At 65.5% G+C, this 22,014-nt stretch carries 18 protein-coding genes, 1 tRNA gene and 1 pseudogene; 10 read left to right on the forward strand and 10 right to left on the reverse strand.

All coding sequences use genetic code 11. The features are described from left to right. Positions 1-303 precede the first annotated feature (303 nt). Together ACOQPP_RS10445 and ACOQPP_RS10450 are read right to left on the reverse strand one after the other, a co-directional pair. Positions 304-1,427, reverse strand: a protein-coding gene (locus ACOQPP_RS10445; protein ID WP_420635870.1) for an IS3 family transposase whose coding sequence is annotated in 2 segments (ribosomal slippage) — positions 304-1,151 and positions 1,151-1,427 — 1,125 coding nt in all. Because the reading frame shifts where the segments join, the coding sequence is not laid out codon by codon here. Positions 1,428-1,491: 64 nt separating this feature from the next. Next, a complete protein-coding gene (locus ACOQPP_RS10450; RefSeq protein ID WP_420636475.1) occupies positions 1,492-2,004 on the reverse strand; it encodes an IS1595 family transposase in 513 nt (170 codons plus the stop codon). A 198-nt stretch (positions 2,005-2,202) separates the two neighbouring features. Between ACOQPP_RS10450 and ACOQPP_RS10455 the strand changes: the two genes are divergently transcribed. Further along, entirely contained in the window at positions 2,203-2,451 is a 249-nt protein-coding gene (locus ACOQPP_RS10455) for a hypothetical protein (protein WP_420636476.1), read from the forward strand. A 1,003-nt stretch (positions 2,452-3,454) separates the two neighbouring features. On the opposite strand, the pseudogene ACOQPP_RS10460 reads toward ACOQPP_RS10455, so the two are convergent. Next, positions 3,455-4,631 (reverse strand): annotated as a pseudogene (locus tag ACOQPP_RS10460) (IS3 family transposase). Positions 4,632-4,744: 113 nt separating this feature from the next. On the opposite strand from ACOQPP_RS10460, the gene ACOQPP_RS10465 reads away from it, so the two are divergent. Both ACOQPP_RS10465 and ACOQPP_RS10470 read left to right on the forward strand, forming a co-directional pair. Continuing rightward, positions 4,745-5,905, forward strand: coding sequence for an IS30 family transposase (locus tag ACOQPP_RS10465; protein ID WP_420636477.1), 1,161 nt, complete (start codon positions 4,745-4,747; stop codon positions 5,903-5,905). Between the two features lie 329 nt (positions 5,906-6,234). Continuing rightward, positions 6,235-6,453, forward strand: a complete 219-nt coding sequence (locus tag ACOQPP_RS10470; RefSeq protein WP_420636478.1) for a hypothetical protein — start codon at positions 6,235-6,237, stop codon at positions 6,451-6,453. A gap of 58 nt (positions 6,454-6,511) precedes the next feature. Here the strand turns inward: ACOQPP_RS10470 and ACOQPP_RS10475 are convergent, their stop codons facing one another. The 5 genes from ACOQPP_RS10475 to ACOQPP_RS10495 form a co-directional block, all read right to left on the reverse strand. Next, complete coding sequence (locus ACOQPP_RS10475) at positions 6,512-7,408, reverse strand: hypothetical protein (RefSeq protein ID WP_420636479.1); 897 nt, start codon at positions 7,406-7,408, stop codon at positions 6,512-6,514. Next, complete coding sequence (locus tag ACOQPP_RS10480) at positions 7,398-8,855, reverse strand: N-6 DNA methylase (RefSeq protein ID WP_420636480.1); 1,458 nt, start codon at positions 8,853-8,855, stop codon at positions 7,398-7,400. The genes ACOQPP_RS10475 and ACOQPP_RS10480 overlap by 11 nt, the downstream gene beginning before the upstream one ends. Before the next feature lie 252 nt (positions 8,856-9,107). Next, positions 9,108-9,365 carry an amidohydrolase family protein gene (locus ACOQPP_RS10485; RefSeq protein WP_420636481.1) on the reverse strand — a complete coding sequence of 86 codons (258 nt, stop codon included), beginning with the start codon at positions 9,363-9,365 and terminating at the stop codon, positions 9,108-9,110. Between the two features lie 225 nt (positions 9,366-9,590). Continuing rightward, complete coding sequence (locus tag ACOQPP_RS10490) at positions 9,591-10,412, reverse strand: amidohydrolase family protein (RefSeq protein WP_420636482.1); 822 nt, start codon at positions 10,410-10,412, stop codon at positions 9,591-9,593. Positions 10,413-11,121: 709 nt separating this feature from the next. Then, positions 11,122-11,195: transfer RNA gene (locus ACOQPP_RS10495), tRNA-Pro, on the reverse strand. 158 nt (positions 11,196-11,353) lie between these two features. Here ACOQPP_RS10495 and ACOQPP_RS10500 point away from each other — a divergent pair. The 4 genes from ACOQPP_RS10500 (at position 11,354) to ahcY (ending at position 14,589) form a co-directional block, all read left to right on the forward strand. After that, positions 11,354-11,596, forward strand: coding sequence for an antitoxin (locus ACOQPP_RS10500; RefSeq protein ID WP_419166688.1), 243 nt, complete (start codon positions 11,354-11,356; stop codon positions 11,594-11,596). Beyond that, on the forward strand, positions 11,593-12,000 hold the full coding sequence (locus tag ACOQPP_RS10505; RefSeq protein WP_419166687.1) for a type II toxin-antitoxin system VapC family toxin: 408 nt from the start codon (positions 11,593-11,595) through the stop codon (positions 11,998-12,000). The genes ACOQPP_RS10500 and ACOQPP_RS10505 overlap by 4 nt, the downstream gene beginning before the upstream one ends. 82 nt (positions 12,001-12,082) lie before the next feature. After that, entirely contained in the window at positions 12,083-13,060 is a 978-nt protein-coding gene (locus tag ACOQPP_RS10510; RefSeq protein ID WP_420636483.1) for an ArsR/SmtB family transcription factor, read from the forward strand. A 50-nt stretch (positions 13,061-13,110) separates the two neighbouring features. Next, positions 13,111-14,589 (forward strand): adenosylhomocysteinase, encoded by a 1,479-nt coding sequence (gene ahcY, locus ACOQPP_RS10515; protein ID WP_420636506.1) that lies wholly within the window; start codon positions 13,111-13,113, stop codon positions 14,587-14,589. A 244-nt stretch (positions 14,590-14,833) separates the two neighbouring features. Here ahcY and ACOQPP_RS10520 read toward each other — a convergent pair whose 3' ends face one another. Further along, entirely contained in the window at positions 14,834-14,962 is a 129-nt protein-coding gene (locus ACOQPP_RS10520) for a hypothetical protein (protein ID WP_419166685.1), read from the reverse strand. A 342-nt stretch (positions 14,963-15,304) separates the two neighbouring features. Next, on the reverse strand, positions 15,305-16,291 hold the full coding sequence (locus ACOQPP_RS10525) for a tyrosine-type recombinase/integrase (RefSeq protein WP_419166684.1): 987 nt from the start codon (positions 16,289-16,291) through the stop codon (positions 15,305-15,307). A 165-nt stretch (positions 16,292-16,456) separates the two neighbouring features. On the opposite strand from ACOQPP_RS10525, the gene ACOQPP_RS10530 reads away from it, so the two are divergent. The 3 genes from ACOQPP_RS10530 (at position 16,457) to ACOQPP_RS10540 (ending at position 21,968) form a co-directional block, all read left to right on the forward strand. Beyond that, a complete protein-coding gene (locus ACOQPP_RS10530) occupies positions 16,457-17,398 on the forward strand; it encodes a cache domain-containing protein (RefSeq protein WP_419166683.1) in 942 nt (313 codons plus the stop codon). A gap of 114 nt (positions 17,399-17,512) precedes the next feature. Further along, positions 17,513-18,358: a hypothetical protein gene (locus ACOQPP_RS10535; RefSeq protein WP_420636484.1), complete on the forward strand. Its 846-nt coding sequence runs from the start codon at positions 17,513-17,515 to the stop codon at positions 18,356-18,358. 463 nt (positions 18,359-18,821) lie between these two features. Next, positions 18,822-21,968: an Ig-like domain-containing protein gene (locus ACOQPP_RS10540; protein ID WP_420636485.1), complete on the forward strand. Its 3,147-nt coding sequence runs from the start codon at positions 18,822-18,824 to the stop codon at positions 21,966-21,968. Positions 21,969-22,014: the final 46 nt, after the last annotated feature.

A 22,014-nucleotide genomic window follows, 5' to 3' on the forward strand; every position in this document is an offset into this window, starting at 1 on the left:
GTGGTCTTACTTCGTTGGACAGTCCGAGGGCAAAGTTAAGGTGGATTCCGAGTGGTTGTGAGAGCCCTCGGGAGCCTTCTCCGTGTGTTCTCTCGGGGTGGATGCTCCACCCATGGGTCCTCCCCCGGCAGGGGAGGGACAGGTTCCAAAATGAACCCCGGCCGGCGGGAGGGGAACCCGGTCGGCGACGGGGGCTTGGCCGCGGGCGGAACGAGGTGCGCGGCATGGGGAGATCCCAGGCTTCTCCCGCGCCCCGCTGCTGCTTTGCGAAGGCGACCGTCGGCGCACGCCGAGATCCGCCGTTCACACCGCCCCCGTGCCGTTGCGGTAGGCCTCGCCCGGCGTCCGTCCGCCGAGGGACGAATGCGGACGCACCTCGTTGTAGAAGTCGAACCACGAGCCGATGATCCGTTCGGCGTCCAGCCCGTCGCGGAGTTCGTGAAGGTACACCGCCTCGTACTTCAGCGACCGCCACAGCCGCTCGATGAAGATGTTGTCGAGGAAGCGGCCCCGGCCGTCCATCGAGAATGCCACGCCCGCGCCCAGCACCCGGTCGGCGAACGCCTCGCTGGTGAACTGGGCGCCTTGATCCGTGTTCAGGATCTCCGGAGCCCTCCAGCCCAGCGCGTGGTCCAGGGCTTCGACGCAGAACGACGCGTCCATCGTGTTCGACAGCCGCCACGCGAGCACGTGCCGGGTCGCCCAGTCCATCACGGCCACGAGGTAGAAAAAGCCTTGCGTCACCGGAACATAGGTGATGTCCGCGCACCACACGTGGTCCGCCCGCGAGATCGTGAGGCCGCGCAGCAGATAGGGGAAGACCCGGTGCTCCGGACCCGCCACGCTAGTGCGCGGCCGCCGGTAGGTTGCCTCCACCCCCATCAGGCGCATGAGCCGCCGGATCCGGTGCCGGCCCGCGGCAACGCCCTCGCGACGCAGATGCCGCACCAGCTGCCGGCTTCCGTAGAACGGATACGCCATGTGCAGCTCGTCAATGCGACGCATGAGCGCCAGGTTCTCCGCGCTCTCCCCCCTCGGCCGGTAGTACAGCGACGACCGGCTCACGCCCACCAGCGCGCACTGCCTCGAAAGACTCAGCGGTCCGTCCCGCTCGATCATCCGCCCCCGCTCCGCCCGGCTCAGCGCTTGAGCCCGCGCCGAAAAAAATCCCGCTCGACCGTGAGCTCCCCGATCTTGGCGTGCAGCTCCCGGACCTTCGCCTCGTGCTCCTTGGCGAGCTTGCGGCCCGCGCCCCCGGCGAACACCTCCGGCAGCCCCTCGAGCAGCTGCCGCTTCCATGTGCTCACCTGGTTCGGATGAAGCTCGTGCCGCCTCGCGATCGCCTGCACGCTGTCGTGCTCGCGCAGCGCCTCCAGCGCCACCCGCGCCTTGAACTCCGGCGTGAACCGCCGTCTCTTCCCAGCCATCTCGGTGCCTCCCGTTCCGTCCTGGAATCCACCTTAACGACCTGTCCAAAAAACTGGGACCACCTCACTCCACAACCTTCGCCTGAACGCGGTTCGTCGCCCGGTCCTTCGCGCCCACCACAGCCGTCTTGCCGACCGGACCCCGCCCGGCATTCTGCTTCTTGCTGGCGTGCTTGTTCTTCTCCAACCCGCCGAAATACGCCTCGTCAACCTCTACCGGACCCTCGAACGCCTCCGGCGCGTAGCCCCACGCCTCGCGGATGCGATGCAGCATGAACCACGCCGTCGGCTGGCTCACGCCAAGGTCGCGATGCAACTTCATGCTGGAAACTCCCCTCAGGTTCGTCAGGCACATGTAGATGGCGAACACCCACTTCCGGTAGCCGATCTTCGAGCCCTCAAGCGCCGTGCCCATCTTGGCGGAGAAGTACCGCTTACAATCGCGGCACCGGTACGGCATCTTCTGGTTCGTCACCGCGTACGTGTCCAGCCCGCCACAGCGCGTGCAGCACCGCTCGCCGTTCGGCCAGATAAGCGACTCGAACCACTTCCGCGATGTATCCTCGTCGGGGAACATGCTGGCCAACTCCAGCAGCGTGATTCCCTCCCTGTGCGCCTTCCCCGGCGCGTTGTTAATGTCCGTTTGACTTCCTTGCCCTTGCCATCGTACCTTCGTCTCGTCTCGCTTGTTTCGGGTAGTTGTGCGCTCTTTTGTTCGCACAATTACAAAACTAGCGAAACACTAACGAATAACAATAACAATAAGGAGTAAGCAATGAAGTTGGATGATCTCGGCAAAACACCAAAGTTGGAGCGGCTTAACACAAAGCTGAGGGAGCGCATTGATAAGCCACATATCTCGGGACTGAACCTCCACTTCACGGATGACGGTAACGTTCAGGCGAACCTTACGGTATCCATTGGCCGAGGAGGCATTGGATACGGGAACGTTACCATGACTACCAACGACTCACGGCTGGATGGCATCTACGAGCTAATCGAAGATTTGCTGCCATCATCTTAGGCCGGTAGCATGGATGGTTTCATTATACAAAAGAAAGAGTCAGGGTCCAACGTTTTAGAGTTTCGATGGAATGTGCCGGGCTTGTTACGGGGGTTGACGGTAATGGCTTATGTCGATCTGACGCCGTGTCACACCTGCTATTGGCAAGGAGGAACGCCGGGTGGGCTTGGCATCATAGATGAAGACCTCTATCGATCCGTTCTGTCACCGGAACAAGTGCTAGAGGCCAAGAAACGTCAAAACCACCATCATCATACATCTATCGCGAAATGTGTGGAACTATTTGCGCCCCCTCTTCCGTTACAGTCTTTTCCGCTGGCCCCGGCAAGCGACGCGCTGGATGAAGAGCCAGAAAATAGTACAGCGCCCGTAACAACCATTTGGGAGCCGCTGCACGGCGACACACTTGAAGGATATGATCCAGCAACTCTAGTAACGCGAACAGAACTATTGCAGGCACTAAGAACGCCAGAAACATCGCCGCATGCACGGGCAATAGCACCCCGAGACCCACGACGTGGTGTTCATCGAGTAATCGATTGGGCCTCTCGGCAGTGGGATTGGATCGACGAGAACGTTGCTCCGTTGGCGAACCGTGTAAGCGGCACTCTGAATCAGATAAAGAGGGGAAGGCCCTCTCAAGACCGAACCTCACGTAGGAATGACAGCACCGGTTATCTGTCATTGTAGCCTCCCCCATTACACCTTTCTTTGTAATTCCCATTTCGCAACACGTGCACCAATACCGCACTCTCGGCGAAGACGATTCCGGGGCTGTCGTACGTTCTAACCTGTCTACCGTCTTTCAGTCGCAAGATGCGAACTTGATCGGTACCCTCATACGTACTCGGTCCCGTCTGGTTCCTGATAGTTTGGACTTACCCCGTTTTCAGTGGACAGGTGAAAGTGGTGGTTTCCTCCTTTCTCGCCACCTCGCGGGAGAGAAGAGCGGTCGCCGCGCCGAAGGCGTGGCGGACCGTGGGAGAGGGACGCGGCCCGGGGGTCACGCCGCCTCTCCCTTCTCGCGCGCCTCGAAGCTGGCGGGCGACTCGTAGCCGAGGCTCGAGTGCCGCCGGCGCGGGTTGTACCAGCCCTCGATGAACCGGAACACCTCCCGGCGGGCCTCGCCGGGCGTCCGGAACGAGCGCCGCCAGATGAGTTCGCACTCCAGCGTGGCGAAGAACGACTCGCACATGGCGTTGTCGTAGGCGTCGCCCACCGAGCCCATCGAGGGCCTGACCCCGGCCCTCCGGCAGCGGCCGCCGAAGGCGTAGGACGTGTACTGGCTGCCTTGGTCGCTGTGGTGGATCACCTCCTCGGGGCGCCGCCGCGCCAGCGCCATGTCGAAGGCGTCCAGCACCGGGGACGTCCTCAGGTGCGTCGCCATCGACCAGCCCACGATGCGGCGGCTCCAGGCGTCGAGCACGACGGCCAGATAGAGGAAGCCCGCCCAGGTCGGCACGTACGTGATGTCGGCCACCCAGAGTTCGTCCGGTCCGGAGGCCGAGAAGTCTCGGTCCACGAGATCCGGCGCGGGCCTGGACTTCGCGGCCCGCTTCGTCGTACTGCCCTTGCGGCGCCGGCTCACGCCCTCGACCCCGGCCGCCCGCATCAGCCGGGCGACCCGGTTCACGCCCGCCTCGCGGCCCCGGGCCCTCAGCTCGGCGTGGATCCGCGGCGCCCCGTACGTCCCGTCGCTCATGGCGTGGATATCGAGGATCTCCCCGGTGAGCGCCGCGTTCTCCCGCGCCCGCCGAGACGGCTCCCGCTTCCGCCACGCGTAGTACCCGCTCGGGGAGAGACCCGGCAGGCGGCACATCACGCGCACCGGATAGGCGGCCCGGTGATCAACCGCGAACCGGAACCCCCCCGGGGGATCGATCCGCTCTCCCTCGCGGGGCACCGCCGCGCAGCGGTGGTCGGGCCGTGGCTTTCGCCAATATGTCGCGCTCGATCCTCACCCGGCGCAGTTCGCGCTTCAGTTCCCGGACTTCCTTGCGCTCAGCCGTCGTCAGACCGTTGGTGCGAAGCCCCTCGTCCAGGTCGGCCTGCTCCACCCAGCGCCGGATCGCCGTCGCCGAGGGCTCGAACTCGCGAGCCAGCTGGTCCGCGCCGCGGCCCGCACGGACCAGTTCCACCATCCGCGCCTTGTACTCCGGCGCGCATCTCCGTCCCGACATGCGACACCTCCTCGTTGTGACCAACGCTCAAGGGTGTCCACCAACTCGGGGGCGGTCTCAACCGGTCAACGCAACATCTTGGCAGCGGCTGTTCAACTGCCGGGAGGTATGCGATGCGCCAACGGGAGAAGTACGGGAGGCTGAGCGAAGCGGACCGGCTTGAGATCGGGGACCGGATCAAGAACGGGCAAACACACGCCGAGATCGCCGCGGCGGTCGGGTGTTCGACCAAGTCGGTCCAACGGCTATTGATACGCACCGGCGGACTGGCGCCCCGGGGTCGAAATCGTTCGCCGCACCACCTTACCGTCGCCGAGCGGGAGGAGATCTCGCGCGGCTTGAAGGCGGGAGACTCGTACCGGCTGATCGCCGGGCGCCTGGGCAGAGCGCCATCGACGATCTCGCGCGAAGTAGCGGCCAACGGCTCGAGAGAACGATACCGGGCCTGGAGGGCGGAGCGACGGGCGTCCGGGAAGGCCCGGCGCCCGAAGGTGGCGAAGCTCGCCCGGTGCCCCCGGTTGCGGCGGAAGGTGGAGCGCCTGCTCGCCGAGCGCTGGTCTCCGCGGCAGATTGCCCATCGCCTTCGGCTCGATCACCCCTCGGATCCCGAGATGCGCGTGTCTCACGAGACGATCTATCAGTCGCTGTACGTGCAGACGCGAGGCGCGCTCAGAAAGGAACTCACGGCGTACCTGCGCACCGGCCGGACGCGACGACGATCACCAAGGCACAGACCCGGAGAGGGGCGGCTGAAGGGCATGGTCTCCATCTCCGAGCGGCCCGCCGAGGCCGCGGACCGGGCCGTGCCGGGCCACTGGGAAGGGGACCTGATCCTGGGCAAGCTGGGACGCTCCGCCCTCGGGGTCCTCGTCGAGCGCCGCAGCCGCTACGTGCTCCTCCTGCACCTTCCCGGCGGGCGGACGGCCCCGCATGTGCGGCGCGCGCTGGTCGAACAGATGGTCACGCTGCCCGACCAGCTCAAGCGCTCGCTCACGTGGGACCAGGGCAAGGAGATGGCCGAGCACGTCCGCTTCAGCATCGAGAGCGGCGTGTCCGTCTATTTCTGCGATCCGCGCAGCCCCTGGCAGCGCGGGACCAGCGAGAACACCAACGGCCTGCTCCGCCAATACTTCCCCAAGGGTACCGATCTCTCCGCCCACTCACAGGATGACCTCAATGCCGTCGCCCGACAGCTCAACGGCCGCCCTCGACAAACCCTCGACTGGCTGAAACCATGTGAAGTCTTCGCCGGGACCGTTGCGTTGACCGCTTGAGACCGCCGGGGTAACTCCAAGTTATTGCCGCATGGTTCGGATCTACAATTGCAGCATAGAACGTTTCGTGCGCACTGGCAGATCCGGATTGCAGAAACGAACGAACGTCGACGCCGCCGCCGGAACTGGTCACTTCCCACCGTCGGGCGTCGTATTCTCTGATCGTCGCCCGCCATCGTTCTCCGTCCTGTCCGACTGCTGGCAACGAAATCACTTCTGGATAATACGCTAGAGTTTGGGGGGAACGGGAGCCCAAACCACGGAGGCCGACGTACCAGATGGCAGAGCCTCGAAAATGGGAACAGACCAAGGGTGGAAGGGAGGGTAGCATGGACAAGCTCGTCCGCGCCGCTCGCAGCTACGCGGCTCGCACGTATCTACCTCTCAATTACTTCCAGGATCCCCCATCCAGGCGGCCACAGCTACCTGACGCCGTGGTCGTCTTGCGTGACTTCCGTGTCGTCCTCAACGACCTCGGCGTCGCCACCCATCGAGTCATGAAGAAGCATGCCTACGAGCCGGAACAGACGGAACTGTTCACCGGGTGACCCTTGAGTCACCGGGCGAGGGCCATGTGCCCAAGCGGCGGGATCGCGGCGATACCGATCACGTTGTGCGGGGCGTTATCTCCCCAAAGTCTTCACCACCCAGAACCGTGTCGACGAGTAGCGGCGATTCCGGGTCCCAGTTTTCTCGTCTCGTCCGACTCTTCAGTGCAGGGGCGTGGTAGATAAACCGACGATCATAGCTCGCGTACAGTTTGCTAAAAAACTCATTGAAGTCCAGCTCCGCTTCCGAAGGCGGGAACTCTGAGTAGACAGCCGTCTCATCTCGCCCGCTCCGACATTTAACCAGCGTAAGCGAGCACGCTTCATAGGTCGATGGGGGCTCGCGGAGATCGTTCCGGCCGGACAATCGCCGCAACGCCTCGGAGTAACGCTCGACTGCTTCCAATGGCCGACCGCCGCGGAGAATCGCCACATCCTGTCGGTCGTAGGTTCCATCCTTCAATCGAAGATTCCCTCCTTCGGTAGGGTAATCCTCCTCATTGGCTCGGAGGACATGCCAGAATCCGTAGACCAAGGCGGGATAAGCCATGTGGATGTTCGTGCAGTCGCCCGCAGCCTCCTCCATGCGATTCGTCAGATTACGGAATGCGTTGTTGGTGCCCTTCAGCGACACAGCCAGTACCGGTCCTACAGCCGGAATCGTTACGGTCACGTCGAGTTGCTTCGTCTTGAGGCCACCGAGGATGGTGCGCTCACCGCCTTTCGCCGCCTCCGGTGCGTGGTGGAGAATACGGCGTTTGCCCTTGCGCTCAACCAGAATCGGCGGACGCGGCAGGATATTGCGCGGATTGAAGCCGCCTTCGATCACGAGGCGGCACGAGACGTACCAGTGGAGCCGCCTGATGTGCCGGCTGCTTTGTACGCTATGGACGGGGAAGGCGAAGTCCATCAACGCCCGTTGGAGCGTCGTGAGTTCCGGGGCGTCAGGTGGCATCTGCGTTACGCCATCTTCGAAGCTCCCGCACCCCGTTGGCCATGAGGTCCGCTTCTTCGTCGGACAAATCAACATCCAACGCAAGCATGACTCTGCGTGCCTCGGCAGGTTCGATCTTTAGGAGGCCGCCACCCAAGGCGTGGCCCTCCAACTCGCACGAGAAAGCCGTCAGCGGGCCGTTCCAGCGAGTCGTCACTCGACCAAGATCCAGTCCGTTGGTCAAGGACACGGCATGCACCGAGTTGGTGCACGAAACCCCCGCCGAGTTGCGGACCAGCCGTGGCGTTCCGCCCGCCATGATCGAGAGAAAGGCATCCGGAACGCGTACTTGAGGTACGACAAACCAGGGTCGTCGAGTACGGCACTTATATGCTCGCCGTGCAACCCGTCCGCCGGGCGACTCCAGATAGTCAGTGACGGCGCGCGGGAGATCGTCGACATCCCTTAGGTCGAGCAGAAGCACCGGACGGTCATCACGCAGCCACGAGGCGACGAGTTCCTCATCAACGTCATCAACAGCCAAGTCGCGATTCGAGCGCACCGAGACGCGTAACAGATCATCCGGGATGCCCAGCTGGGCGGCAGTACTGGGCCGGAGATGAAAGAAGTCGTTCGCCCCCGTCACATACCCTATTCCAATATTGCCGACGTCGCCCAACCGAATGGTTCCTGGCTGATCGGCAAGCGCCCCGTAGGCATCGCGCACGGCTCGATCCACCAGGAAGGGACGCAACCGGTAATGCCAGCGTTCGATTTCGGCGATGGGCACGGGCTCGAAGACCCACCGATCATCGCGCGGATCGAAGGAGTCCAGTTTGGCGAAGTAGGCCGCCTCGCCGCGGCGACCGAATCCGCTTGCCCGCAGTAGCCAGCAATCCTCAGACAGCTCCGGGAAGAGCTTCTCGCGCACCGCGATGATCTCCACGCGTTCGAAGGAGGAGAGCAGATGACGGAGGACCGGCTTGGCATAGACCGCGTGCCCGATCTCGGCGGGCACCACGAACGCAATTCGGCCGCCCTTATGGAGCAGGCTTGTCGCGCCCACGATGAAGGGTGCCCAGGACGAGCACAGCCCCGATAGCCGTACACCCTGCGTAGCGCAATACTGGAGAGCCCTCCTTCTCCTGTCGCCGTTGAAACGGTGATAGCGGATGAAGGGAGGATTGCCTACGGCACCGGCGAAGCGCCGGTTCGAGCGCCGCACCCAAGAGAAGAAGTCCTCTCGGACGATCGTGGCGCGTGTGCCCTGCGCCGCAGCCTTGGCGGCCGCAGGGTCGATGTCGACGCCCACGGCATTTTCCATTCCTTCAAGGAAACGTCCATCGCCGCAGGATGGATCGAGGATGCTCCCGTCACCGATTCCCGCCGAAACCCATGACACGAGACAGCGCACGACCTCGGGCGGCGTGTAGTAGGCACCGAGTTGCTTGGAGTCCCGCCGCGGCATACCGGCCGCGGCCTCGGACCTTGAAGGCACGTTGTGGTTCGCTCCCATTGTTTTTGCCTGGTGGAATCCTCCGCCGTGGCACCACGAGGACGTTCGCGGCTTCCACTTCGGATGTTGCCGAATAAACGCCGAATCGACCTGCCGCGCAACCCCGAGAACTGTCTTCGACCGCCCTTCGGAGGGCACTCGTAGTCACCGAGGATCCGTCGCGAATTGATGGCGACGAACCTGAAGTTTCGACCTTGCGGGCGGTTAGCGCGATCCCTTGAGCGTTCTGGCGGCCCGGTCGAGGGCGGTCGGGTTCGTGGGCAGGTCGTCGATGTCGATGATCCAACCGCCCTTGATGACCATCGAGAGCTTCCGAATGTTCGCGATGTCGGCGAGCGGGTTCGCGTCGAAGACGACGGTGTCCGCCGCCTTCCCCGCCGCGAGCGTGCCGTATTCTTCCAGCGCCTTGCCCACGATGGCGCCGTTCTTCGTCGCCGCGACGACTGCCTCGGACGGGGTCATGCCCAGTTCGCCGAGGCCTTCGATCGCAAGGCCCGTACCCAGGCGTCACCCGACCATCGGCTCCAGCAAGAAGGCCCGCAGGTCCGCTAAGCTCTGCAAGGCGGACTTGATCCGTCGGTCAACGGTGGCTTTGTCTGCTAGCTGGTCCGGGCGACATACACGAAGTGATGTCGATCGCCCGCGTTCGAAGGAAGTGCCCCAGAAGGCATCGGTATCTTTGCCAGGCTAGCAGGACCGCTCGAGGGTACCGGCGGCCCAGTCGAGCGCGATCGGGTTCGCGGGAAGGGCGTCGGTGTCGATGATCCGGCCGCCCTTGATCACCATCGAGAGGCGCCGGATGTTGGAGATGTCGGCGAGCGGGTCCACGTCGAGGACGACGATGTCCGCCGCCTTCCCCACCTCGAGGGTCCCGTATTCGTCGAGCGCCTTGCTCGCGATGGCGCCATTCTTCGTGGCCGCGACGATCGCTTCCGAGGGCGTCATCCCGAGTTCGACCAGCCCCTCGATCGCGAAGATCGTGCCCAGGCCGGGCAGCTGGTGCTCCATGTTCTCGGGCTCCTCGCGCAGGAAATCCGCCGCCACGCCGCCGCGCCCGAACAGCGTGTTGTCCGTCCCGACGGTGACGATGCAGCCCGCCTCGATGAGCTTCTTTGCGTTGGTCCGCTTGGTGGTCCAGCGTCCCTCCATCACGGATCCCGGCTGCGGGAGTCCGGTGTCCTGCACGCGACGGCGGATCTCGGCCGTCGTCGGGGGGATGCGCCGCTGGCGCTCCCCGGCCTCGGCCTCGGCGAGGTCCTCGCGCGCGCGCTCCATGTTGCGGACGTGGAACTGCCAGCTGGGGCCCGTGAACTGGTTGATGAGCATCGAGCACACGATCCCGCGCTCGACGATGAGGTCGAGGAGTTCATCGGTGATCGTGCGGTTCCCGACGTTGTCCGGATGCTGGATGAGGTCGATCCCCGCGAGGACGGAGAGACGGAGGCCTTCCAGGCTCGTGGCGTGGGTCTCGGCCACGAGGCCGCGCCTGTGCGTCTCCTCCACGATCACGCGCTGGGCGCGCGGCGAGAAGGCGATCGGCGCCGGGACCGCCCCAGCCCACGATGTTGCCGGCGAGATAGGTGCGGGGGCCGATCTCCTCGCCGGCGTCGATCTTCTTCTTGACCCGCTGCATGGGCCGCAGCACGCCGTAGCTGTCCCGCACGGTCGTCACCCCGTGCTTGAGGTGGAGCTGGAGTCCCTGGAGGATGATCTGCTCGTGGTGCGGCCAGTACGCCGCGTGCTCCTCGACGCGCGCCCCGCGCCCGAACGCGAGCGACATGTGGACGTTGGTGTCGACGAAGCCCGGCGTGACGAACTTGCCGCTCCCGTCGATGACCTCGGCGCCGGCGGGAACGGCGACTGAAGCGGCGGGACCCACGGCGAGGATCCGGTCGCCTTCGATGACGAGGGTCCCGTCAATGATCGGAGCACCGCCGTTTCCGTCGATGATCGTCGCCCCGACGATCGCGAGCGGTACGGAAGTCTCCTGGGCGACGACGGGCAACGGCCAGAGCAGGAGGGACGCCGCCACGAGGACGCCCGCATGAACGAGCGCGTCCGCCGGTCGCCGGCCGTCCCGGTCTCGATTCGATCGTGAGTCCATGGTTCCGACTCCGCAGCAGGAGGACGTGATCAAAGGCGCGCGAGGGCGCCTGTGATCGTAAGAGGAGGGAGCCGGAGGGTCGATGACCCTGGCCGAATCGTGCTGCGGTGAAAATCGGGGCGGCGAGATTCGAACTCGCGACCTCCTGAACCCCATTCAGGCGCGCTACCGGGCTGCGCCACGCCCCGGCGTGGACCGAGAAGCTAGCCGATCCCGTGACCGGGGCAAGCGCGGAACGGTGGTGCGCACCGCGGTTCTCCCCACGTCTTTCCGTGTTGCCGCCCTTGAGTATGGTAGTATGTACTCATATGAGTCGTGGTGGAGTGGTCCCACCCGTGGGAGGAGGATGAGGGTGGCGAGCTACCGGTTACAGGTGCTGATCTCCGGATCTCTCGAGAACCGCCTCGCAAAGGCGGCGCGGCGGGCGCGCAGCTCCAGGGGCGCCTGGGTGCGCCGGGCGATCGAAGAGCGCCTCGAGCGGGAATCGGGAGGCCTGCCCCCCGATCCTCTCGCGGCCCTGCGGCAACTCGGCGCTCCCACCGCCGACATCGATGTGATGATCGCCGAGATCGAAGCCGGTCGGTCGTGAAGGTCTTTGTCGACTCCAACATCCCGATGTACGTCGCGGGGACGGATCATCCCCACCGGGATCCCTGCGTCCGGTTCCTGGAGAACGCACAGGATGATGGACACGAACTATGCACGAGCACCGAAGTCCTGCAGGAGATTCTGTACCGCTATTCCGGGCTGGGCAGGCGCGAGTTGGGCGCCAGAGTGTACGAGCTCTTCGTCGCCCTCATGCCCGAGGTGTTCGACGTCACGCTGGCCGACACCGACCTGGCGAAGACGATCCTGCTCTCGCACGCGGGGATATCGGCCCGGGATGCCGTCCACGCGGGCGTCATGATCAATCGGGAAGTCCGGGCCATCGCGACCTTCGACCGGGGCTTCGACATCGACGGGATTACGCGCCTCGAACCCGGACGCTTCTGAGACGCCCTGATCGCAGGCCTCGAACCAATTCTGGCCCCATCGCACTCGCATCCATATATTTGGATTTATGGATACGATGGTGGTGGGTGCGACGACGCGGGAGATGCTCTCGCGGTTCGAGTCCCTCGGGGACGAGAACCGGTTGCGGATCCTCACGCTGTTGGAGCGGCACGAGTTCACGGTATCCGAACTGGTATCCGTCCTCCAGCTTCCCCAGTCGACCGTCTCACGGCACCTGCGGGTGCTCGCGGACGACCGCTGGGTGCGGCGACGGCAGGACGGGAAGACGCGCTACTACCGCCTGGAGGGGGCGCTCGAACCGGGGGCCCGGGAGCTGTGGAGGCTGACGGCGGAGAGCCTCTCGGACGCCGTCTGGATCGCGGAGGATGGCGAGCGCGCGGCGAGTGTGCTCGCCCGGCGCCGGGAACGCGCGGCGGCGTTCTTCTCGGAGACCGCCGGAGGCTGGGATGCGCTTCGCGACGACCTGTTCGGCCGCGACGCCCGGTTCGCGCCGCTGTTCGGCCTGCTCGATCCGGAGTGGACGGTCGGAGACCTCGGCGCGGGGACGGGCACGCTCGCCGAGACGATCGCGCCGTTCGTGAAGCGGGTCATCGCGGTCGACCGGTCGCCGGAGATGCTGGGGGCGGCGGGCGCGCGGCTGGCCGCGCACGAGAACGTCGACCTGCGGGAAGGAGAACTGGAGACACTCCCGCTCGCCGACGACGAACTCGACGTCGCGGTGCTGATGCTCGTCCTCCACTTCGCGGTGGACCCCGGACGGGTGCTGGCCGAGGCGGCCCGGGCCCTCGCCCCGGGCGGAAGACTCGTCGTGCTCGACATGCGGGCGCATGGACGGGAGGAATACCGGGAGACGATGGGCCACCTGTGGCCCGGCTTCAGCGAAGGTCGGATGGGCGGGTGGATGGCGGCTGCGGGGCTGGACGGCTACCGCCACATTCCGCTCGCGCCCGACCCGAACGCCTCGGGCCCCATGCTGTTCGCGGGTACCGCCCGCAAGCCGGGCGAGCCGAGAACTACCACGGGCAGACTCTACATCTGAGACTGCAGACCCGAAGGAGATAGACGATGGAAGGCGCCGTACTGCACGACATGATCGAGACCGCGGCGACGGCCGCTTCCGGGCCCGTCTCGGACCGTCCCCCGTTCAAGGTCGCGGACCTGCGCCTGGCGGAGTGGGGCCGCAAGGAGATCCGCCTCGCCGAACACGAGATGCCCGGGCTGATGTCGGTGCGGGCCGAGTACCGCGACGCGCAGCCGCTGGCGGGCCGGAAGGTGATGGGCTCGCTGCACATGACCGTGCAGACGGCCGTCCTCATCGAGACGCTGGCCGATCTGGGGGCGGATGTGCGCTGGGTCTCGTGCAACATCTTCTCGACGCAGGATCACGCCGCCGCGGCGGTCGCCGTGGGTCCGGACGGGACGACGGAGGACCCGCGCGGGATCCCGGTCTTCGCCTGGAAGGGGGAGACCCTCGAGGAGTACTGGTGGTGCACGCAGGAGGCGCTCCTGTGGCCGGACGGATCCGGCCCCGGCCTCATCGTGGACGATGGCGGCGACGCCACGCTTCTCATCCACCGGGGTCTCGAGTTCGAGGAGGCGGGGGAGATTCCGGCCTTCGCTCCCGAGACCGAGCCGGAGGAGTGGGGCGTCATCCTGCAGACGCTGCGCGACATCGCGACGAGCGACCCGGATCGCTGGCGGCGCACCGTGCCCTCGATCCTCGGGGTGTCCGAGGAGACGACGACGGGGGTGCACCGCCTGTACGAGATGGCGGAGGCCGGGACGCTTCTCTTCCCCGCCATCAACGTGAACGACTCGGTGACGAAGTCGAAGTTCGACAACATCTACGGGTGCCGTCATTCGGTCATCGACGGGCTGAACCGGGCGTCCGACGTCATGATCTCGGGCAAGACCGCCGTCGTGTGCGGGTACGGAGAGGTCGGAAAGGGGTGCGCGCAGGCGCTCAAGGGTCAGGGCGCGCACGTCGTGGTGACCGAGATCGATCCCATCTGCGCGCTTCAGGCCGCGATGGAGGGCTTCCAGGTGCGGACCCTCGAGGACGTGATCGACACGGCGGACATCTTCATCACGGCGACGGGGAACCGCGACGTGATCACCTTCGATCACATGGCGCGCATGAAGGACAAGGCGATCGTCGGCAACATCGGCCACTTCGACAACGAGATCGACATGGCCGGGCTCGCGAAGGCCGGCGTGACGCGGAACAACATCAAGCCGCAGTACGACGAGTTCGTGTTCGGGGACGGGCACTCGGTGCTCATCCTCTCCGAGGGGCGCCTGCTCAACCTGGGGAACGCGACGGGGCATCCGAGCTTCGTGATGAGCGCGAGCTTCACCAACCAGGTGCTGGCACAGATCGAACTGGCGCGGAACCATGGCGCCTACGAGCGGCAGGTCTACATGCTGCCGAAGCACCTGGACGAGAAGGTGGCGCGCCTGCACCTGGATCACCTGGGGGCGCGGCTGACGGAACTGACGGAGACGCAGGCGGACTACATCGGCGTGCCGAAGGGCGGTCCGTTCAAGCCTGAGCACTACCGCTATTAGGGGAAGGAAGTAGCACGACCCCGGGGCCCGGCGGGCGGATCTTCTTGCGGCTGACGCGACACCGGTCCTCGACGACCTCAGCATGCGGCATGAACTTGAGGCAGGAAGGGAAGGTGGCTCTCAGGCGATAGAGGCGGTTACCCTCTTCCCGGTAGACAGGCATCCGGCCGCTCCTGACCCCGATGGCGGCTAGCAGCTCGTCACCGTTCGTCCAGCGGATCGACCACCCGGCTGCGGCCATCGCCTATCGCCTCGCTTTCTTCCCGAGGTACTTCCTGAACCAGTCCTCCCAATCGCGGATGGCCTCTTCGTCCTCGATGTCGAGCTCCATGTACCGATCCCAGGGCTCACTGTCCCCGAGGTCGATCGCCATGCTCAGCGCCTCGGCGGCAGGTGGTAGCGGCTCATCAGCAGCTAGAACCTCAGGCAGGATGGTCGCGAGACGTGTAGCGAAGAGCGCCTCGACATGTCCAGTGAAGTCGTCGGTTCGGCTCTCCCGAATGGTAGCGGAGTCCCAAGGTCCGCGAAAGACGGGGAGTGGAGGATAGCGGGTTTCGCGCGCGAAGTCACTAACAGGTCACGAGCTTTCGCCCGTAAGCCACAACTCGCTCACAAAACATGGCTTACATTCCAAGATAACTCCCGATAACTGTAGTTATCGCGAGCTATCCGCGGCAAGTCTTGTGACCGGCGAGCCCTTGGGGCGTTTCCGGCCTCATCCGCGTTTCTGAAGCCGCGCCAGCTGGGCGGCGCCGTTCCGCTTGGCGAGCAGCCGCTCGCCGTAGCGCTGCACCATCCGGGCGCTCTTCCAGCGCCCGGCCTGCATGATGGCCGCGATGCCGATCCCCTTGGCGATCATGTCCTGAGCCGCGCCCACGCGGGGGCTGTGCCCGGAGAGCCGCCGCACGATCTTCGCCGGCAGCCCGGCCCGTTCGGCCATCGCCCTGTAAATGCGCGGCACCTGGCTTGCGTCGAGCTTTCCGCCCACCGTGCCGTCCTTGCGCACGGAACGGAAGAGCGGCCCGCCGGCGATCCCGCTCGCGCTCAGCCACGCCGAGAGCAGCCTGACGCTGTCGCGGTGCAGGTAGAGCACCGCCCCGCCGCCCTCCGGATCGTTCTTCGCCCGGCGCACGAGAAGCGAGGCCGAACCGCCCCTTTCCATCGTCACATCAACGACTTGCAGCGCAACCAGCTCGGAGCGGCGGAGCATGGCGTCGTAGGCCACGGCCAGGATCGCGCGGTTCCTGACGTCGATCACCCGGTCGCCGGTGGCCTCCATCAGGCGCCGGCGGAGCGTCCAGGTCAGGCCCTTGACCTGCCTCTGCCGGCATCCCTTCCGCCGCCGCATTCGCTGTAGGGCCCGCCGCACCGCGGCGTGCTCCGCCGGGCTGCGCTCCCCGGCCGCCCTGTGCACGGTGGCGATGCTCGACACGTAGCGGCGCACGGTGGCCGGCGCACGCTCGCTCGCCATCGCCTCGATGTAGGCGACCACCGTGCCCGCGCGCGCGGGGAGCGGACGGAGACCCCGCTCGGCGCACCACGCCGCGAACCGTTCCAGGTCCGCTCTCAGCGCCCGCACGGTATTGCCGCTGAGGGCGCCATCGGCGTCGTCCAGGTAGGCGGTCAGGCGCTCGCCGAGTTGTGACCGCGAAGTGGCCGGGCCGGGAAGGCCGGTCACGTCTCCTGTGGGCTTAATCGTCATAAGTGACTCCGGTACAAGGGTATACGTCCGGAGAACTTTGCTCCCGATAACTACAGTTATCAGGAGCTATCGAGCACGAGCCCACCGTGGAAGTCAGGCGGGCGGCCGAGTCAGCGGGTCGTCCGACATCCTCGCCCGACTCTCGTCCATCACGGAGCACAACAAATGAACGGTCGAACGGACACTATCGGGTGCGGCGTGCGACGGGGTGCGGTCGCGGCCGGCATACTCGCGGCAACGATGGGGTTTCTGGCCGCCTGCCGGGATGGAGGCCGGGACCCCGCCACCGGGCCGGAGCCCGAACGGCCGGAGCCCGGAGAGATTGTGTCCACTCCGCCCATTCCCGCGCGCGTCGAGTACACCAAGGCCTTCGTCGGCAACGCCATCGGCCGGTACGAAAGCCAGGGGCTCGATGCCACCCTTGCCCATTACAACGGTGAGGAAAGCATGGAAGGCGAGTGGTACCTGTTCATCATCAACGAGGACGACCTGGTGATCGGACATCCACACCCCCATCGCCGGGGGCAGGATCTGCTGGGATGGGTCGGGACCGATGCCAACGGGTATGACTTCGGCCCGGAGATGCTATCGGCCGACGAGGACGGCACTTGGGTCTCCTACGTCTACACGAACCCCGGGAAAGGCCGCATCGACTCACCGGATCCCGGGGACGTGGAACTCAAGAGCGCCTGGGTGATGCGGCACGACGGACTACTCTTCGGCTCCGGCTGGTATATCGACGCCGACGAGTTCACCCAGTACCTGGTGGCCACCGCGGTCCGCATCTTCCGTTCGGCGGGACTGCAAGCGACCGTGGAAGCCTTCAATGGCCCGGAGAGCGTCACGGCGGGACTGGCAACGACCATCGAATACTACAACAACGCCCCGCACATCGACGGGGTATGGGTCGCGTTCATAGCCCACGAAAGCGGCAACATCGTAGATAGCTACCACCCCGCAATGCTGGGAAGGGATCTGTATGACATCCTGGGCACGGATGTGCTCAGTCTCACGGAAGGCGGCAACTGGATCGCCTCGGAATCCGCGCGCGTCTGGGTGGTCAGCCGGGATGGGTTCGTGTTCGGCGCGGGCTGGCTCCGAGACTAACACTAACCGGCAGCTGAGGGAGGCGACCACTACTCCGGCTGCGCCCAATCACTCACGCACGGACGGGAGCCCGGGCGTCCCGGCCCATCGCACGAAACACAAAGAGGAGCCCTGATGACACGCACCGACAGACAACGGCCAACCAGCCTGTTCGACACCATCGTCGCTCTGGCCATGGCGGGCGCCGTGCCCACCCTGCTCTTCGCCCCACTCCAGGCGCAAGAGGACACTGTTGCCCCGGAGTTTGTGAGCGCGAGGACCGACGGGGGGTATGTGATCGTTACGTTCAGCGAGGATATCACCGTCAGTCCGCAGGTTGCATACGCCGTACGATCGTTGAACGTGCCCATATACCGTTTTTTCAAGGCGGTCATGGACGTATCCGTGGACGGCCATGACGACGTTCTATCGGACAATGACTACATCTCCAGCAACGAGCTCTGGCTGCAACTGTCATTCGCCGTATCCGGCCACCAGGAAGTGCGCGTGGCTTACGACAACATGTTCGCCGCGGCCGGGGAGGGCATTCTGGTCGACGCCGCCGGGAATGCCGTTCCGCTCTTTTCCCACCAGACGGTCCGGAACGACGCTCGAAATTATCCTCGTCCGGACAGAGCGCCCGTGTTCGATTTGTCCACGGAAGATATCAGGATACCGGAAGGGGACAGCGCCACGTACACCGTCTCCCTCGTCTCGCAGCCGTCCGAGGACGTTACGATCAACGTAAGTCCTTTCCAAACCGTGCAATCCACGCCCTCCAGCTTGACATTCACTCCAGATAACTGGAACGTGCCCCAAACAGTGACGGTATCCACCTACGACGATAATGACTCATTCGATGTCTGGGGAATCGTAGGGCACTATGACCGAGACGACTATTCCACCTATTGGCGTGACCTACGCGTCCTCGTAGAAGACCGGGACGCTAGAGTCGGAGGAGTCCAACAGCTATCGTGCTGACCCCTCGCGCAGGGCGAGACTAGGGAAACCGTCTCGATCCGGGCCTGCATTCGCGTCCAGAACCACCGCATCGTCGCCCAGCTTCCGCCGCAGATACCGATCCAGAGGCTCATTCCGCGTGCGTTCCGCACGCCCGTCTCCTTTCGGGCAGAAAGCATGATCCTCCGCCCCTCTGGAGCACTGCGCTCACGTTCAGTGTGCCTGTCTTGGATCTCGGGTCCAGTTCGTCGAAGATCAACAACTCAATGCCGTCGGTCGAAACGGAGACCTCATGCCCGATTCCTTCGCGGCTACCCCGTGAACGGCCGGGAAGATCCGGCGGACGTGTGGAGAGGGCGCGTGGCTGTGGGAGCATGCATGTCCGCGGCGACCTTGAACGTGCGAGTCACGAAGTCCGCAATTCCGGCTGGTATCGGCGTTGATCCTGGCCGCCGCATGTGGCGGGGGCGACAGCCCCGGCGTCATGCGGCCTCCGCCAGGTCCCCCTCCGCCTCCGGCGCCCGTTCCCGCCACGATTTCGGTCACTCCCTCGACGGCGACCCTCACGGCGCTGGGCCGCACGGTGCAGTTGAACGCCGAGGCGCGCGATCAGGACGGCCAGGTTCTGAGCGGCGTGACGGTCGCGTGGTCGTCTTCCAGCCCGGCTGTGGCGACGGTGGCCGCGAATGGTCTGGTGACGGCGGTCCGTGGGGGGATCGCGACGATCACCGCGGCGGCGGGAAACGCGACGGGGTCGGCGCGGGTGACGGTGGAGCAGTCCGCCGCGAACGTCACGGTCGAGCCTCCTTCGCACAGCTTCGAGGCGCTGGGGGACACGATCCGGGCGGCGGCGACGGCATCCGACGAGGATGGCCATTCCATCCCGATGCCGGCGGTGACCTGGACATCGGATTACCCGGAGTTCGCGGCAGTGGACTCGACCGGACTGATCACGGCGGTCGGCAACGGCAGCGCGACGATCACGGCCTCAGTGGGAACGGCCCGCGGCACCGCCGAGGTCACCGTAGAGCAGGTGCCGCATTCCATGCGGGTCACCAGTCCCGGGAGCGCGCTCGCCGTCGGCGACTCGATGCAGTTCACGGCGACGGTCTTCGACCGGAACGGGCACCCGATTGATGGCCTCACTCTCACGTGGTCGTCGAGCGATACAACCGTCGCGGCGGTGGATCAGGAGGGTCGGGTGCTGGGCGTCTCGGAGGGATCCGTCGAGATCACCGCTGCCTCGGGCGCGCTCAGCGCCTCGAAGACCCTCGCCGTCCAGGGCGAGGCGGACCTGATGCGCGGCGCGCTCATCGCGCTCTACGAGAGCACCGACGGTCCGAACTGGAAGCAGAACGAGGACTGGCTCTCGGACGCACCGCTGGCCGACTGGCATGGCGTTTCGACCGATGCCGAGGGACGCGTGACCCAACTGGCGCTGGTCGACAACGGACTTCGAGGGACGATCCCGCCCCAGATCGAGAACCTCAAGACGCTGCGGAGGCTGTGGCTCTATTCAAATGAACTGAGCGGGCCGATTCCTCCGCAACTCGGAAACCTGCCGGAACTGACCCACCTGGGACTCTCGTCGAACGATCTCAGCGGACCGATCCCGCCGGAACTCGGCCAGCTGACGAGCCTGACCACACTCTGGCTGACTTTCAACGACCTCAGCGGGCCGATTCCGTCCGAACTCGGGAGCCTCGCGAGCCTCGAGGTGGCGTGGATCTACAACAACCGGCTGAGCGGACCGATCCCGCCGGAACTGGGACAATTGACGCAGCTGACCGACCTCCAGTTGCAGGCGAACGCGTTGACCGGGGTCATTCCGCCGGAACTCGGCGACCTCAGCGAACTCACGAAGCTGTGGCTGTACCAGAACCGGTTGAGCGGCTCCATTCCGCCCGAACTGGGGAAGCTCGGGAAGCTGACGGAGCTGGCGCTCCACGATAACCAGCTGAGGGGTCCCATCCCGTTGGAACTCGGCAGGCTGACGCGTTTGACGCGGCTGGCGCTAAGCAGTAACGCCGGCCTCTCGGGACCGATGCCGCTCGAACTCTCGGCGCTCACCGAACTCGCGGACCTGCGGTTGTACGGCACGGGCGTGTGCGCGCTCAACGATGCCGACTTCCGGGAATGGCTCGCGGGTGTGCCCACGGCGGAGGTGGCGCTCTGCCGGCAGGGAGGCGCGACGTTCTATCTGATTCAGGCCATCCAGTCACTCGAGAATCCGGTCCCGCTGATCGCGGGCGAGGATGCCCTCCTGCGGGTGTTTCCGATAGCGGTCCAGGAGACCGAGGAACGGATCCCGCCGGTGCGCGCCACGTTCTACGAGGACGGATCGCTGGTCCACACCCTGGACATCCCGGTGGGATCGGCGGCGCTCCCGACGGAGTTCAGTGACGGAGCGCTGGATCAGTCCGCGAACGGGATGGTCCCGGGGTCGGTGCTCCAGCCGGGGGTGGAGTTGGTGATCGAGGTCGATCCCGACACGACCGTCGCGCTCAGCCTCGGCGTGCACGAGCGGATCCCCGAGAGCGGACGGCTGTCGATCGAAACCTATGAACTGCAGCCCTTGAAGCTGACGGTGGTCCCGTACCTGCAGCGAGCTCAGCCGGACACCGCGTTCGCGCGGCAGGTAGGCGAGCTGACCGCGGAGCACGACACGTTGTGGGCCACGCGGGATCTTCTCCCGATCGGCGCTTTCGAGTTGGAGGTTCACGACCCGGTATGGACGGACCTGGATCCGATCTATGACAACAGCATCGCGCTGTTGCAGGAGGTCGACGCGCTGCGGCTGCTGGAGGGCTCATCGGCCCACTACATGGGGATGCTCCGTGACGGGGGCGGCAGGGCGTACGTCCCCGGCCAAGCGAGCGTTTCGGAACTCGAACCGGTCACGATGGGGCACGAGGTGGGACACAACCTGTCCCTCCGCCACGCGCCGTGCGCCGTGACGGACGACGTCGACCCCAGGTACCCGTACGAGCGCGGCGCGATCGGGGTGCGCGGCTACGACGTCCGCGATGGCTCCCTGGTCAATCCCGTTCTCGCGGACCTGATGGCCTACTGCCGGCCCCGCTGGATCAGCGACTACCACTTCACGAAGGCGGCGGAGCACCGGCTGAGGGCGAGCGCTTCGGTCGTTCCGGGTGTCGCAGGGAGGACGCGGACGCTGCTGCTCTGGGGTCGCGTGGAAGATGGGAGACCCGTTCTGGACCCGTCGTTCGTGGTGGACGCCGTACCGCAACTTCCCGTGGAGGGCGACGCCTATCGGTTGGAAGGACGTGCGTCGAACGGTGGAACGCTCTTTTCGATGAACTTCGACATGCCGTTGCTGCCGGATGGAGATCCTGGCGACCGGGGGTTCGTGTTCACGCTGCCGGTTTCGGCAGGCTGGGAGACGCTGGCGCGCATCACTTTGGGCGGGCCGGAGGGGACGGTGGCCCTCGATCGCGAGGGGGAGCGCTCGATGGGACTTCTGCTCGACGAGTTCAGCGGCGAGGTGCGCGGCTTCCTGCGAGACCTGCCGGCGGCGGATGGGGCGGCGGCGATGGACCCGCCGGAGCCGGGCCTCCGGCTGCAGGTCAGCCGAGGCGTGCCGGTTCGCGAAACCTGGGAGCGGCGGTAACTTGCGGGGTTGGGCCGGGCCCCTGCACGGTAGCGGCGAGGCCACG

Origin of the sequence: Candidatus Palauibacter sp., from assembly GCF_965222475.1 — a bacterium.
In the GTDB taxonomy this organism is placed as follows: Bacteria; Gemmatimonadota; Gemmatimonadetes; order Palauibacterales; family Palauibacteraceae; genus Palauibacter.